General features: G+C 65.5%; 15 protein-coding genes and 1 tRNA gene. 4 read left to right on the top strand and 12 right to left on the bottom strand.

From position 1 onward, the window contains the following. Position 1 precedes the first annotated feature (1 nt). The 7 genes from flgF to H609_RS0109360 form a co-directional block, all read right to left on the bottom strand. Positions 2-742: a flagellar basal-body rod protein FlgF gene (gene flgF, locus H609_RS0109390; RefSeq protein WP_018877826.1), complete on the bottom strand. Its 741-nt coding sequence runs from the start codon at positions 740-742 to the stop codon at positions 2-4. 32 nt (positions 743-774) lie between these two features. Continuing rightward, positions 775-2,022 (bottom strand): flagellar hook protein FlgE, encoded by a 1,248-nt coding sequence (gene flgE, locus H609_RS0109385; RefSeq protein WP_018876820.1) that lies wholly within the window; start codon positions 2,020-2,022, stop codon positions 775-777. 37 nt (positions 2,023-2,059) lie between these two features. Then, the gene (locus H609_RS0109380) at positions 2,060-2,734 is read right to left on the bottom strand and encodes a flagellar hook assembly protein FlgD (protein WP_018867333.1); all 675 of its coding nucleotides are present in this window, start codon (positions 2,732-2,734) and stop codon (positions 2,060-2,062) included. Between the two features lie 11 nt (positions 2,735-2,745). Further along, a complete protein-coding gene (flgC, locus tag H609_RS0109375; protein WP_028484820.1) occupies positions 2,746-3,165 on the bottom strand; it encodes a flagellar basal body rod protein FlgC in 420 nt (139 codons plus the stop codon). Positions 3,166-3,192: 27 nt separating this feature from the next. After that, positions 3,193-3,600 carry a flagellar basal body rod protein FlgB gene (gene flgB, locus H609_RS0109370; RefSeq protein WP_038028802.1) on the bottom strand — a complete coding sequence of 136 codons (408 nt, stop codon included), beginning with the start codon at positions 3,598-3,600 and terminating at the stop codon, positions 3,193-3,195. Positions 3,601-3,818: 218 nt separating this feature from the next. After that, positions 3,819-4,634, bottom strand: a complete 816-nt coding sequence (locus H609_RS0109365; RefSeq protein ID WP_026279283.1) for a protein-glutamate O-methyltransferase CheR — start codon at positions 4,632-4,634, stop codon at positions 3,819-3,821. Positions 4,635-4,839: 205 nt separating this feature from the next. Then, positions 4,840-5,778 (bottom strand): chemotaxis protein CheV, encoded by a 939-nt coding sequence (locus H609_RS0109360; protein WP_018867329.1) that lies wholly within the window; start codon positions 5,776-5,778, stop codon positions 4,840-4,842. A 295-nt stretch (positions 5,779-6,073) separates the two neighbouring features. Here H609_RS0109360 and flgA point away from each other — a divergent pair, with 295 nt between their 5' ends. The 4 genes from flgA to H609_RS0109340 all read left to right on the top strand — a co-directional run bounded on the left by flgA (position 6,074) and on the right by H609_RS0109340 (position 8,485). After that, on the top strand, positions 6,074-6,763 hold the full coding sequence (gene flgA / locus H609_RS0109355; protein WP_028484819.1) for a flagellar basal body P-ring formation chaperone FlgA: 690 nt from the start codon (positions 6,074-6,076) through the stop codon (positions 6,761-6,763). A gap of 106 nt (positions 6,764-6,869) precedes the next feature. Further along, positions 6,870-7,184, top strand: a complete 315-nt coding sequence (gene flgM, locus H609_RS0109350; RefSeq protein ID WP_018867327.1) for a flagellar biosynthesis anti-sigma factor FlgM — start codon at positions 6,870-6,872, stop codon at positions 7,182-7,184. 15 nt (positions 7,185-7,199) lie between these two features. Beyond that, positions 7,200-7,685: a flagella synthesis protein FlgN gene (locus H609_RS0109345; RefSeq protein ID WP_018867326.1), complete on the top strand. Its 486-nt coding sequence runs from the start codon at positions 7,200-7,202 to the stop codon at positions 7,683-7,685. A gap of 83 nt (positions 7,686-7,768) precedes the next feature. Further along, positions 7,769-8,485, top strand: a complete 717-nt coding sequence (locus tag H609_RS0109340; protein WP_028484818.1) for a flagellar brake protein — start codon at positions 7,769-7,771, stop codon at positions 8,483-8,485. Between the two features lie 72 nt (positions 8,486-8,557). On the opposite strand, the gene H609_RS0109335 is transcribed toward H609_RS0109340, so the two are convergent. From H609_RS0109335 to pheS, 5 genes are all read right to left on the bottom strand, one after another. Continuing rightward, positions 8,558-8,634: transfer RNA gene (locus tag H609_RS0109335), tRNA-Pro, on the bottom strand. A gap of 287 nt (positions 8,635-8,921) precedes the next feature. Continuing rightward, entirely contained in the window at positions 8,922-9,278 is a 357-nt protein-coding gene (locus H609_RS0109330; protein ID WP_018867324.1) for a MerR family transcriptional regulator, read from the bottom strand. After that, the gene (locus tag H609_RS0109325) at positions 9,262-9,561 is read right to left on the bottom strand and encodes an integration host factor subunit alpha (protein ID WP_018867323.1); all 300 of its coding nucleotides are present in this window, start codon (positions 9,559-9,561) and stop codon (positions 9,262-9,264) included. The genes H609_RS0109330 and H609_RS0109325 overlap by 17 nt, the downstream gene beginning before the upstream one ends. A gap of 4 nt (positions 9,562-9,565) precedes the next feature. After that, complete coding sequence (pheT, locus tag H609_RS0109320) at positions 9,566-11,926, bottom strand: phenylalanine--tRNA ligase subunit beta (RefSeq protein WP_028484817.1); 2,361 nt, start codon at positions 11,924-11,926, stop codon at positions 9,566-9,568. Beyond that, the gene (gene pheS / locus H609_RS0109315) at positions 11,926-12,954 is read right to left on the bottom strand and encodes a phenylalanine--tRNA ligase subunit alpha (RefSeq protein WP_018876827.1); all 1,029 of its coding nucleotides are present in this window, start codon (positions 12,952-12,954) and stop codon (positions 11,926-11,928) included. Before pheS ends, pheT begins: the two co-directional genes overlap by 1 nt. Between the last annotated feature and the right edge of the window lie 94 nt (positions 12,955-13,048).

Raw genomic sequence — 13,048 nt, 5'->3', positions numbered from 1 at the left:
ATTACCCGAGGCCCAGCAAGCGGTTACTGCTCTGTTCCAGCGTGTTGGCGCTGTCCATCATCTTCACCTGCATCTCGAAGTGACGGGACAGCTCGATCATTCGGGTCAGGGCCTCCACCGTGTTCACGTTGCTGCCCTCCAGCATCCCGGAGACGACGCGCACCTCGGCATCCGCCGGCGCCTCGCCGCCATCCGCCAGGCGGAACAGACCGTCATCACCCCGCTGGAGCTCGTCCGTATCCGGGTTGACCAGGCGGATGCGTTCCACCGCCGCCAGGGCCTCCGGACCCACGCCCAGCGGGCGCACGCTGATCGTCCCGTCGGTGCCGATCTCGATCTGCTCCGCCGGCGGGATGGCAATCGGCCCGCCATCCCCCAGGACCTGGTGGCCCTGCGCGGTGCGCAGCAGGCCGAAGGCATCCACATGCAGCGAACCGGCCCGGGTATAGCCCTCCTCCCCTTCCGGTCCCTGCACCGCGATGAACCCCTCGCCCTCGATGGCGATGTCCAGGTCGCGGCCGGTGCTCTGCATCTTGCCCTTGCTGAAATCGACGGCCTCGTTGCCCACCTGGGTGTAGTCCCGCGAGGCATAGCCCGGGCCGCGTACCGGCACCGTATCCGCGGTGGCCAGGGCCTGGCGGAAGCCGTCGGTGTTGGCGTTGGCGAGGTTGTGATTGTTGATGGCCTGTGCGTGCATCGTCTCCTTCGCACCGGACATCGCGATGTACAGAAATCGATCCATGCTCAAGCCCTCTTTACCGACTTATCCGATACTTAGCGGATATTGATGATCGTCTGGGTGACCTGGTCGGCCGTGGAGATCGTCTGCGCATTCGCCTGGAAGTTGCGCTGCGCGGTGATCAGGTTCACCAGCTCCTGGGCGATATCCACGTTCGAGGCCTCCAGCGCCCCGGCCTGAATGGTGCCGAGGTTGCCGGTCCCGGGCGCGGCAAAGACCGGCTCACCCGCGGCAAAGGTCTCCGCCCAGTTGTTGTTCCCGAGCTGCTCCAGCCCCTGCGGGTTGGTGAAGTTGGCCATCGCCACCTGGCCCAACACCGTGGACTGGCCATTGGTAAAGCGCGCGAACACCACCCCGCTGTCATCGATGTCCACACCAGTCAGCCGCCCTGAGGCAAAACCATCCTGGTTAAGGTCGTTGACCGAATAATCACCGCCATACTGGGTGGTTCCGGCAAAGTCGATATCGACGTCCAGACCCGCCGCACCGTTCGGGAAATCAGGCGTGGTGAAGTTGAATTCAGTCGGATCGTCCAGTGTCCCCGAATTGTTGAAGGTCAGATCGAAGGGTCCTGCGTCGAAGACCACTGGGTCGCCAGCCGCATCGACCCCGGCATTGATCCGAGTGTGGGCCTCCCACTGCAGATCTCCGGTCTTGACGAAGAACACATTTGCATCTCGGGCCGTACCGAGCGAGTCATACGCTGTCAGGGCCGTGGAGAAGCTGTAAGTGTCGGGATCCGCTGGATCAAACAACGCTGGGTCAAGGTCCTCAGCATCGGAACGCAGATTCACGAGGGCCTCGACCTCGCTTGTTGCCTGCGGGGACGCATCGCCTGTTTGCAGGCGAATATCCTCGAGCTGCCCCGTGTTGAAGCTCGGGTCCGCGCTGTTAGGGTTCTGCGGCGGATATCCCTGCAGCTGCTGGCCCTGATTGTTCACCAGGAAGCCGTCACGGTTGACCTGGAACTCGCCCGCCCGGGTGTAGACCGTGCTGCCCTGGTCATTAAGGACGAAGAAACCCTCTCCGTTGATCGCCAGGTCCAGGCCGTTCTCGGTGAACTCGGTCCGTCCCTGCGAGAACTGCTGGGTGACCGCCTGCAGTCGTGTGCCGGAGCCGATGGCTGTCTGGCTGATCCCGCCGAAGCTCTGGGCGAACACATCGCCGAACTCGGCACGGGAACGTTTAAACCCCGTGGTCCCCGAGTTGGACACATTGTTACCGGTGGTCTGCAGATCGGCCTGGGCCGCGTTGAGTCCGCTCAATCCGATATTGAAGGGCATGGGGTGTTTCCTCCGTCAGGGTTCTTGTTGCGGGGCGTCAGCCGCCAATCCGCCGTACATCCGAAAAGCTGATCTCGCCCAGGCCCTGCACGGTCAGTGCCAGCCCGGAGTCACTGCCCACCGCGACGCTTTCCACGCGGGCATCCAGAAAGGTATCCACGGCCTCCGACTGGGTCCCGGAGCGGGCCGTGGCCTTGAATTCGTAGACGCCCGGTGGCGCGAAGGTGCCGTCGTCGCGCATGCCGTCCCAGGTGAACTCCTGCAGGCCGCTGCCGGCAGCGCCCATATTCATGCGGCGAATGCGCTCGCCATTCGGGCTGTACACGTCGATCTGCAGCTCTTCGGTGGCGCGCTCCAGATCGACCGCGCCGTTCACCCGCCCGTCGGGCCCCAGTTCGCCAAACTCGACGGGCACCAGTACATCCTTGCCAACCAGCGAAGCCGCCTGCAGCGTCTGGTTCTGCCCCAGGGACTGCGCCAGCTTCTCGAAGGACTTGGACAGCTGCTCGATGCCGGTCACGGTGGAGAACTGCGCCATCTGGCCGAGGAAATCACCGTTATCCATCGGCTCCATCGGGTCCTGGTTCTCCAGCTGGGTGGTCATCAGCTTGAGGAAGTCGGACTGCCCGAGGCGGTCCATCTCGCCTTCCGGCTTCTTCTCCGGGCGCGACAGGCCGAGGCGATCCAGCAATTCGGGGGAAATCTGTGTCATGGCGGGCTCCTCTAGCCTTGGCCGATCTGCAATGTGCGCTGGAGCAGCTGACGCGAGGTCTCCATCACCTCGACGTTCGCTTCGTAGTTGCGCGAGGCGGACATCATGTTGGCCATCTCCTCGACCACGCTGATCGCCGGGCGGAAGATGTAGCCCTCCTCGTTCGCCTGCGGGTGGTGTGGCTCGTAGTGGGCCTGTGGCGCGGCCTGCGACTCGGTCACGCCGGCCACCCGCACGGACGTCGCCGCACCATCGGGGTTGGCCTGATCCATCACGCTCTGGAACAGCACCTGCTTGGCGCGATACGCCTCGTCCGGGTTGGTGGCGGCGGTGTTCGCGTTGGCCAGATTCGAGGCCACGGTATTCAGGCGCACCGACTGCGCCGACAGCGCCGAAGCCGAGGTATTGAACAGACTGAACATATTGCTCACGACATCGATCTCCCGATCAGGCCCGCGTTAACGGTCGCCCCTCAGGGCTTCGCGGATGCCGGAGACCCGGCGGTTAAGGAATTCCAGACTGCTCTGGTACTGGATCGCGTTCTCGGCAAAGGCGGCACGTTCCATCTGCGGATCCACCGTGTTGCCATCCAGGGACGCCTGCGAAGGGACGCGATAAAGCGCCTCGGCCTGCCCGTTCATCGCCCCGGCATTGGGGTCGATATGCGCCGCCTGGCTACGCGCCATGGGCAAGTGATTGCCGCTCCCAGCCGCGGACTCGAGCACCGCGCGAAAGTCGATATCGCGCGCCTTGTAGTTCGGGGTGTCCGCATTGGCGATGTTGGAGGCCAGCAGCTCCATGCGCTGGGCGCGCACGTTGACCGCCTGCGGCAGGATGCCCATCGCCTTGTCGAGAGAGAGACTCATCGTTTCCGTCCTGTCCGCCCGTGGCGGACCCTCGCTACCAGAACCGGGACGCAGCCATTGCGGCCCTTTGCGAGGAGACCGATGCAATCGCTATGCCAGCGACGGGAATCCGTCTCGGCTGGGGACGCCCTTAGCGGGAAACGTGGGAAGGGGGCAATTCGAGTCGCGGCCGCATTGCGCGGGCGTTTCGGACCTGGCGGCCCTGCGACGGAGGGGCGTCAGGATTTGAGCCGGAGGACCGAGCCGTAGTCGGTGCGAACCGTCTCGAAGGCCTTGGTGTACGGGCCGGCCGTCTCCGAAGCGCCAAGAAACAGATAGCCGCCCGGATTCATCTGCCGGGCAATACCGTCAAGAACCTGTCGCTTGGTCTCGCCGGAGAAATAGATCAGCACGTTGCGGCAGAACACCAGGTCGAACTTGCCCAGTGCCGCGTAGCTGTCGATCAGGTTGAGCTTCTGAAAACGACAGCGCCGCTGCACCTCGGGAACGACCTTGTGGCCGTCCGTCACGGTCTCGAAGAAGCGCGCGCGGCGGCTCTCGCTCAACCCGCGCACAATACTCAGGCCGTCGTAGACCGCCCGCCGGGCGTCATCCAGGATCTTCTCCGACAGGTCCGTCCCCAGGATGGATACCGGCACCTTGCGCGGGGGGCGGGATTCCTCCCACTCGGAGACGACCATGGAGATGCTGTAGGCCTCCTGGCCACTGGAACAGCCGGAAGACCAGACCTTGATGCTGCTTCCCTTCGCAGCCAGCTCCGGCAACAACACATGCCGGAGGATCTCGAACGGAAAGCCATCGCGAAACCACGAGGTTTCGTTGGTCGTCATCGCGTCGATCACACGGGTGCGCAGCCGCGGATTCGGGGCTTGCCGCATCGCGTGCAGGAGCTCCGGCACGCTCTTGAAGTCGAACTCGTCGAGCAGCCGGGACAGTCGGCTCGACACCAGATACTGACGGCTGTCACCCAGCACCAGGCCGCAGCAGTCCTGCAGGAAGCGGGAAAACTCCTCGTAATCGCGGGAATCGATCACCGGTTCATCCCCGAGCACAGTCCATGGTGATTAGCATCCTGATGACGAGTCCTTGACAGCGGCGCCCGCGCCACGAAACGCAGGGGGAATCCCCGGTAGCGGGTTTCAGTATACGGTGTCGCAGGCGGGACACGACACTGGGCCCTTGTCGGCCATGTGACGCCGCCCCGGCCTTGCCGGGCGGCAACCCCGTTCCCCCCGGCGGTCATTCGACCTGTTGATCCTCGCGCCCGGTCTGGTCGAGCACCGCGTTGGCCAGTTCGTCGGGGTTGAATTTCGAGAGAAACGCATCGGCCCCGGCGCGCTTGACCATGTCGGTATTGAACTCGCCGCTCAACGAGGAATGCAGCAGCACCTTCAGATCTTTCAGGGCGGGATTGTCCCGGATCCGCGCCGTCAGCGTATAGCCGTCCATGCGTGGCATCTCGATGTCCGAGATCACCAGCTCGATCTGGTCGCGAACCGGGCCCTCCCCGGCCTTCTGCTCCAGGAAGTCGAGCGCCTCCTGACCATCCTTGAAAACCTCGTATTCGAACCCGAGACCGCGAATCGCCCCCTCGATCTGCTTGCGCGCCACGACCGAGTCGTCAACGATCACGACCTTGCGCCCCCCCGCTGGCGTGGCGTCCGCTCGGATGGACTCGGAGACCTCGGTCGGCAGAGGATTGACGATCGAAAGCACCCGTTCCACGTCGATGATCTCGACCAGCTTGTTGTCGATCTCGGTGACCGCGACCAGAAAGGATTCGCGCCCGGTTCCGCGCGGGGGCGACTTCACATCCTGCCAGTTCACATTCACGATCCGGTCCACGGCCGATACCCAGAACCCCTGAACCGAACGGTTGAACTCGGTGACCACCACCTTCTGGTCGCCGCTGTCGCTGGCACCGGCCGCGCTGCGCAGGCCCATGGCGCGCGCCAGATCAATGATCGGCACCGTGCCGCCCCGCAGCGTAGCCACACCGCGCACCACACTCATCGACCCCGGGATCTGGCGCAGCGGCGGCGACGGGATCACCTCGCGCACCTTGAACACGTTGATTCCGAAGGTCTGTGATCCACCCAGGTGGAACAGCAGCAGTTCCATCCGGTTCTGACCCACCAGCTGCGTTCGCTGGTTCACATCGTCAATGAATTGACTCATGGTGCTGCTCTCCTTGTCCCGCGCCCATCTGCCGCGAGCCGCTCCCGGGAGCTCAGTGTGCACCGCGCACCCCCGGGCTGTCATTTGCAATCGCCTGTATGCGCCTTCTGGCGCCGCTTCCCAGGGATAACGGCATTGAACGCCGGGCCTTGAGTCGGGCACCGCCCGGACAACTGGCATCAAACCTGCATAGCTTCGGGTCCGCGAACGGACGCGGCAGACCCGGGGTATTCCCTCGGGCGGCGAGGACCGGCATATGCATCCACATACAACCTGTACATCACGCTGCATCCCCATGGGGCTCATGGCTCTCGTGGCGTGGTTCGCGCTCTCCGTGCCGGCCCACGCCGAGATCCACCCCGTTGCGGAGATCCGCGCGGCCGCGGAACAGTTTCTGTTGCAGGAGCTGGACGCCGAACATAGCGACGACATCAATATCGAGATCGGCCAGCTCGACAACCGGCTCCGGCTGGCCTACTGCCATGACGGACTCAACGCCCGTTTCCCGCCCGGCGGCCGCCGCGACGGCAATACCGCGATCCACCTTCAGTGTGCGGGCCCGGTCACCTGGCAGCTGTATGTCCCGGCCACGGTGGAACGTTACGCTCAGGTGCTGGTGGCCAGTCGCAACCTCCCTCGCCAGCACACGCTGACCAGCGGCGATCTGCGCTTCCAGCGCATCGAGACGTCACGCCACGCGGGCAGTTATCATGAAGACAAGTCGGCCCTCATCGGTCAGCAGACCCGGCGCAGCATTCGTCCGGGCCAGATCATCGGCACACAGCACGTCACCCAGCGCGAGATCGTCAGCCGCGGCCAGCGGGTCACGATCCTTGCCGAAAACGGCTCGATCGCCATCCGCATGCAGGGCGAGGCCCTGGAAAACGGCACCCTCGGGGACCGCATCCGGGTCAGGAACACCTCGTCCGGGCGCGTGGTCGAGGGCGAAATCCAGCCCTCCGGGCACGTCCGGGTGACACTTTGATGCCGACTCTGTGATTGGTGTTACAAAAACCACCGCCACAGGGCTACAGTTTCAGCACACGCGGCCGTAAACACTTGCAGCACAGTTACAACGACAGGACGGCACAATGGATATCAAGGGCCTCAATACGAACAGTCTGCGCCCCGACGGCCAGAGCTCCACGGTCAAGGGCCGCGAGGACTCCAGCGGCGCGCCCAACCGGGCGCAAGGGTCGGATAGCGCCGTGACCACCGGTAACGATTCGCTCACCCTGACCGGCGCCGCCCAGGCGATGAGTTCGGCCGCCAGCGCCGGCGAGAACGCCCCGTTCGACGCGGCGCGTGTGGCCGAGCTGCGCGAGGCGATCGCCAGCGGCAACTACCCGGTGGACAACGAACAGCTGGCCGACCGCATGATCGACCTCGAGCGCCTGCTGCGCTAATCACGGACCTCACCGATGAACACCGACACGCGCCATCGCCTGCTGCGCTCCCTGGAAACCTCGATCCGGCTGGCCCACCAACTGGAAGAGGCCCTGATCCAGGAGACCCGCGCGGTCGAGGCGCGCACCCCGGAGACCCTGCAGGAAGTCGTGGCGACCAAGCAGGGGCTGCTGCAGGAACTCGAGACCGAGACCCGCCAGCAGCGCGCTATCGCCGAGGCCGCGAGCGAGTCATTCACGCCCGAGGGCATGGCCCGCCTGCTCTCGCGCATGGACGACGGTGCCGTCCTCAACGATCACTGGCAGGCCCTGCGCCAGTCCATCGAGCGCTGCAACACCCTCAACCAGGGCAACGCACGCCTGATCGATCGCGATCGCCAGCGCGTGGAGCTCTCCATGCAGATCCTGCGCGGCGAAGAGGCCGGCCCGGCGGCGACCTACGACCCCTACGGGCGCACCCGCCCCAACACCCGTGGCGGACGCCGTATCACACAAGCCTGATGCAGCTTATTCGCACCGATGCTGGCATTTCGGATGCTCGACCAGTACCTTGCGTCCTCACACCCAGCTAACGTCACGAACGCATGGACGAAACCGACTACACGGTCGACAAGCCGGACCGGATCGCCGGCATTCTCAAGGACCTGGACCACAAGCTCACCCTGGTCAGCGTCCGGCTCGACGCCGACGGCCCGCTGTACACCTCGGCCCTGGTCCGGCTGAACGCCGCCGCGAAGGAAGTCTTTCTGGATGAGCTGAATCCGCCGCGCGCGCACCAGCAGGTCACCCCCGGCATGCCCCTTCGGGTATTCGCGGCGCTGCGCGGCGTGGCGGTGCGCTTCTCCACCACCGTGGCCCGGATCGAACAGGAAAAGGGCGGCGCCCTGTACGCCTGCCCCTACCCGGAAACACTGGAGCATCTCCAGCGCCGCGAAACCTTCCGCGTTCACATCCCCATGGCCCAGCGCCCGCAGATCGAACTGCGCGCGCCCGGCTGGAAGGACCCGGCCATCGGCGAGCTCGTCGACCTTTCCGGCCAGGGCATGTGTATCGAGCTGGCCACGTCCACGCTCGACACGCTGGAGACCGGCACTACCCTAGCGTTCACCAATCTGCTGCTCCCCGACGTCAGTGAGCGGCTATCGGGCGACCTGCGCCTGGCCAACCGGCGGCGCAGTACGCGGGAGGGCTACGAATACGCCGGCTTCGAGATTGTCGGGATGACCCAGTGGCTGGAGCGCCAGACCAACCTCGCCTTGCTGCATTACCAGCGCGAGGCGCGTCGCCGCTCGATGGAATAGACCCGCCCGGACAAACTCGGACGTCAGACACAAAAAAGGCCGCTACAAGCGGCCTTTTTGATGCTTCCCGTTTGGTCGGGACGGCAGGATTTGAACCTGCGACCCTCTGCACCCCATGCAGATGCGCTACCAGACTGCGCCACGCCCCGAAGCCGCGAACTATATCCGATTCCCCGCCGTCACGAAAGCACCCAACACCGTCAAAGCGAACCGAGCGCCCATCACGGCACACGAGTGTTTAGTTCACCACAGAGTGCACGGAGGACACAGAGAAACGCGTGAAAACGGAAGGCATCGATGGCTCGCGGATTCGGAGACGGGATGCGCCCCAATGGATGCGGCCCTTTAACCCGCGACCAGACCCGAAAGACCTTCTTCGTGAACTTCGTGCCCTCTGTGCTTCAAAAAGACTTTCTGAACGCGGGCACAAGGAAGGTCAGGCGCGGAGCGTGCGCAGTACGGACTCGAGCTCGGAGATGGTGTCCTGGATGATCTGCTGGGCCTGCTGGCGATCGCCCTTCGCCTCATCACCGGAGAGCTTCTGGCGGGCCCCATTGATCGTGTAGCCCTCCTCGTACAGCAGAGCCCGGATCTGGCGGATCAGGATCACGTCCTGGCGCTGATAGTAGCGGCGGTTCCCGCGGCGCTTCACCGGCGCCAGCATCGGGAATTCCTGCTCCCAGTAGCGCAGCACGTGCGGCTTGACCTGGCACAGCTCCGCCACCTCGCCGATCGTGAAGTAGCGCTTGCCCGGGATCGCGGGCAGTTCCTGGTGGTTACTCGCCTCCAGCATAGCTCTCTACCCGCTCGCGCAGTTTTTGCCCCGGGCGGAAGGTAACCACGCGTCGCGCGGATACCGGGATCTCCTCGCCCGTCTTCGGATTGCGTCCCGGACGCTGGTTCTTGTCGCGCAGGATGAAGTTGCCGAAGCCCGAGAGTTTTACGCCCTCGCCTGCTTCCAGCGACTGGCGCATTTCCTCGAAGAACATCTCGACGAATTCCTTGGCCTCCCGCTTGTTGAGACCCAGTTCCTCGTTTAGCACGGCGGCAAGATCCGCCTTGGTAACAGCTGCCATCGCCTTATTGTCTCAGGGTTGCGTTGAACCGGGCCTGGAGATGCTGCATCACCGCGTCGGTGACGCCAGCCACATCCTGTTCGCCTAGGGTGCGATCAAAAGCCCGTAAAATCAAGCCCAAAGCCAGGCTCTTCTCGTCCGGATTCAAGCCCTTGCCCTGGTACAGATCAAACAGGCGGACATCCTGCACCAGCTCCAGGTCCAGCTCCCGGATGGCCGCCAGCACGTCGCCGGCGGCGACCGATTCGCCGACCACCACCGCCAGATCGCGCCGGATCGACGGATAGGGCGACAGCGGGCTGAACTGGGCCACCGGCGCACGGGCCACGGCGACCGCGTCCAGGTCGAACAAGTAGACGGGCTCCACGTCGAATCGCTCGCACAGGGAGGGGTGCAACCGCCCGACCCAGCCAATCGCCTGGCCATCCACCAGGACGCGCGCCGACTGACCATCATGCAGCGCCGGGTGCCGTTCCATACGGAAGCCCAGCTCCCCGGAGACTCGCTCGCAGAGGGTCTCCACCACCCCCTTCGCGTCAAAGAAATCGATCTTCCTTGGGGCCCCTTCCCAGTGCTCCGGTGCCGCCCGGCCACCGAGCAGGCCGGCCAGGCGTGCCTCCTGGCGCAAACCCGAGGCGTCCGGAACAAACCGCAGACCGTGCTCTAACAGCCGCAGATCCGGTTGCTGGCGCGCCTGGTTGTACGCTGCGGCAGTCACCAGTCCCGGCCACAGCCCGGGACGCATCACCGCCAGGTCGGACGAGATGGGATTGGCCAGGGCCAGGGGTTCGACGTCCGGATAGAACGCCCGGGCCGTGTCCGCCGCAACAAAGCTGAAGCTGATGATCTCGTGAAACCCGCGGCGCGCGAGCCCGTCGCGCAGTGACCGCAGGGCATTGTCCGGGGTCACCGGCGCTACGGGCGTCGGCAGGGTCTGCGGCAGGGCATCGTAGCCGTGCACCCGCGCCAGCTCCTCGATCAGGTCCTCTTCGCGTTCCAGATCGAACCGCGCGCGCGGCCCCCGCACCGACCAGCCGTTACCGACCGTCTCCACCTCGCAGTCCAGCGCCCGCAGGATGCGTTCGATCTCGGCGGCATCGAGTGTGACCCCCAGCAGGCGCTGGACTCGCTCCGGGCGCAGGGTGATCGCGTTCTCCCGGTGCGGAGCCGGCGTCTCGCCGGTCTGCTCGACCGGGCCGCACTGCCCTCCGCAGATCGCAAGAAGAAGCTCAGTGGCGCGCTCCATGGCCCGGGGGACCAGGGTGGGATCGACCCCGCGCTCGAAGCGGTGCGAGGCATCGGTGTGCAACCCGTGGGCCCGGGCGCGGCCGGCCAGGGCACGCGGGGTGAAATGCGCGCACTCGAGGATTACCCGCGTGGTGGCCTCGTCGACCGCACTGGCGGCCCCGCCCATCACGCCGGCGAGCGCCAGCGGCCCATCCTCTCCAGCAATCACCACATCCCTGGGCGACAGTTTCACCGTCTGCTCCCCACCCAGCAGGGTCAGGGATTCACCCTCTTCCCCGCGGCGCACGATGATCCGTTCACCGGCGCGCCCGGCATCAAAGGCATGCAGGGGCTGGCCCAGCTCCAGCATGACGTAGTTGGTCACATCCACGATGGCGCTTAGCGGACGCACCCCGGCACGCCGCAGGCGTTCCGTCATCCAGACCGGTGTGGCAGCCTTCGCGTCCAGCCCCTCCAGCACCCGCGCCGCATACAGCGGGCAGGCCTCCGCATCGCGGACCTCGATGGCCACACGGGCTTCGCTGGCCACCTGCACGCCCGGCATGTCCGGGGCGTGCAGCGGGCGATCCAGCAAGGCCGAACATTCGCGGGCAATACCCCGCATCCCCAGGCAATCCGCCCGATTCGGGGTCAGGTCCACCTCGAGGATGATGTCGTCCAGCCCCAGGGCCTCGCGCAGGTCCAGGCCGGCCTCCAGGTCCGATGGCAGCGCCATCAGTCCCGCCGCATCCTCGGACAGGCCCAGCTCGCGCGCCGAGCAGAGCATCCCCTCGGAGGCCACCCCGCGCAGCTTCGAGCGCTTGATCCGGAAATCGCCGGGCAAAACCGCCCCCACCACGGCCACAGGCGCACGCATGCCCTCGTGCACATTGGGCGCCCCGCACACGATGGTCAGCGGCTCCGCCGCGCCGGCCGCGACCCGGCACACGCGCAGGCGATCGGCATCCGGATGCGGCTCCACCGAAAGGACATGCCCCACCCGCACGCCGCTGAAATCCGGGGCCGCGGGCTCCAGGGCGTCCAGCTCCAGCCCTGCCATGGTCAGGCGATGCCCCAGCGCCTCCGGGGTTTCGTCGATCTGCAGCCATTCCTGCAGCCACTGCACACTGATACGCATTAGCCTGTCTGCCCGAATTGCCCGATAAAGCGGATATCGTTGTCGAAGAACAGCCGGAGATCATTCACGCCGTGGCGCAACATCGCCATGCGCTCCACCCCCAGCCCGAAGGCAAAGCCCGTGTACTGCTCGGCGTCGATCCCGACGTGCCCCAGCACGTTCGGATGCACCATCCCGCAGCCCATCACCTCCAGCCAGCCGGTATGGCTGCACACCCGACACCCCTCACCGCCGCAGTGCACGCACTGGATGTCGACCTCCGCCGAGGGTTCGGTGAACGGGAAGTAGGAGGGCCGAAACCGGGTGGCCAGATCATCACGGTCGAAAAAGGCCTGCAGGAAGGCGCTCAGCACACCGCGCAGATCCGCGAAGGTGATATCCGTATCCACGCACAGCCCTTCCACCTGATGGAACATCGGGCTGTGGGTCAGATCGGAATCACAGCGATACACCCTCCCGGGCGCGATGACCCGCAGCGGGGGCTTCTGCTGCTCCATGGTCCGGATCTGCACCGGCGAGGTATGCGTACGCAGCACCCGGTGGGCGTCGAAGTAGAACGTGTCGTGCATCGCCCGCGCGGGGTGATGCTCGGGGATATTCAGGGCCTCGAAGTTGTGGAAGTCGTCCTCCACCTCCGGTCCCTCGGCCACGCGGAACCCGAGACCGGCAAAGAAGGTCTCGATTCGTTCAAGCGTCTGCGTGATCGGGTGCAGGGCACCCGGCCCCGGCCGGCGCCCCGGCAGCGTCACGTCCACCCGCTCGCTGGCCAGCTGATCCGCCAGGGCCGCCTGCGCCAGCGCTTCCTTGCGCGCCTCGATCAGACCGGCGACCTCGGCCTTGGCTTCGTTCACCTTCTGGCCCGCGGCGGGGCGTTCCTCCGCCGTCAGCTTGCCGAGTTCCTTCAACTGGGCGGTAATCGACCCCTTCTTGCCCAGGTACTGCACCCGGACCTCATCCAGCGCCTTCAGGTCGGTGGCCGCCTCGATGCGGTCGCGCGCCTCGGCGACGAGCTGTTGCAGTTGCTCCACGTGCGTTCCCCGAAAATGATGGGCGACGGCTTACCCGCCGTCCCGGTGTTCCCTGTTCCCGAAACAAAAAAGGGAGGGCGTCGACCCTCCCCTT

The sequence above is a fragment of the Thioalkalivibrio sp. ALE17 genome, assembly GCF_000425605.1.
GTDB lineage: Bacteria > Pseudomonadota > Gammaproteobacteria > Ectothiorhodospirales > Ectothiorhodospiraceae > Thioalkalivibrio.
The sequence above is the reverse complement of the archived record's forward strand: the minus strand, read 5'-3'. Positions and strand labels throughout refer to the sequence as shown.

Bases quoted from the DNA above. Each gene is read 5' to 3' on its own strand.
- H609_RS0109330 (WP_018867324.1), bottom strand. From the start codon at position 9,278: ATGCTGGAGGCGAGTAACCACCAGGAACTGCCCGCGATCCCGGGCAAG.
- H609_RS0109325 (WP_018867323.1), bottom strand. From the start codon at position 9,561: ATGGCAGCTGTTACCAAGGCGGATCTTGCCGCCGTGCTAAACGAGGAA.
- H609_RS0109340 (WP_028484818.1), top strand. From the start codon at position 7,769: ATGGACGAAACCGACTACACGGTCGACAAGCCGGACCGGATCGCCGGC.
- flgF (WP_018877826.1), bottom strand. From the start codon at position 742: ATGGATCGATTTCTGTACATCGCGATGTCCGGTGCGAAGGAGACGATG.
- flgA (WP_028484819.1), top strand. From the start codon at position 6,074: ATGGGGCTCATGGCTCTCGTGGCGTGGTTCGCGCTCTCCGTGCCGGCC.
- H609_RS0109360 (WP_018867329.1), bottom strand. From the start codon at position 5,778: ATGAGTCAATTCATTGACGATGTGAACCAGCGAACGCAGCTGGTGGGT.
- flgB (WP_038028802.1), bottom strand. From the start codon at position 3,600: ATGAGTCTCTCTCTCGACAAGGCGATGGGCATCCTGCCGCAGGCGGTC.
- flgE (WP_018876820.1), bottom strand. From the start codon at position 2,022: ATGCCCTTCAATATCGGATTGAGCGGACTCAACGCGGCCCAGGCCGAT.
- flgM (WP_018867327.1), top strand. From the start codon at position 6,870: ATGGATATCAAGGGCCTCAATACGAACAGTCTGCGCCCCGACGGCCAG.
- H609_RS0109380 (WP_018867333.1), bottom strand. From the start codon at position 2,734: ATGACACAGATTTCCCCCGAATTGCTGGATCGCCTCGGCCTGTCGCGC.
- pheT (WP_028484817.1), bottom strand. From the start codon at position 11,926: ATGCGTATCAGTGTGCAGTGGCTGCAGGAATGGCTGCAGATCGACGAA.
- H609_RS0109345 (WP_018867326.1), top strand. From the start codon at position 7,200: ATGAACACCGACACGCGCCATCGCCTGCTGCGCTCCCTGGAAACCTCG.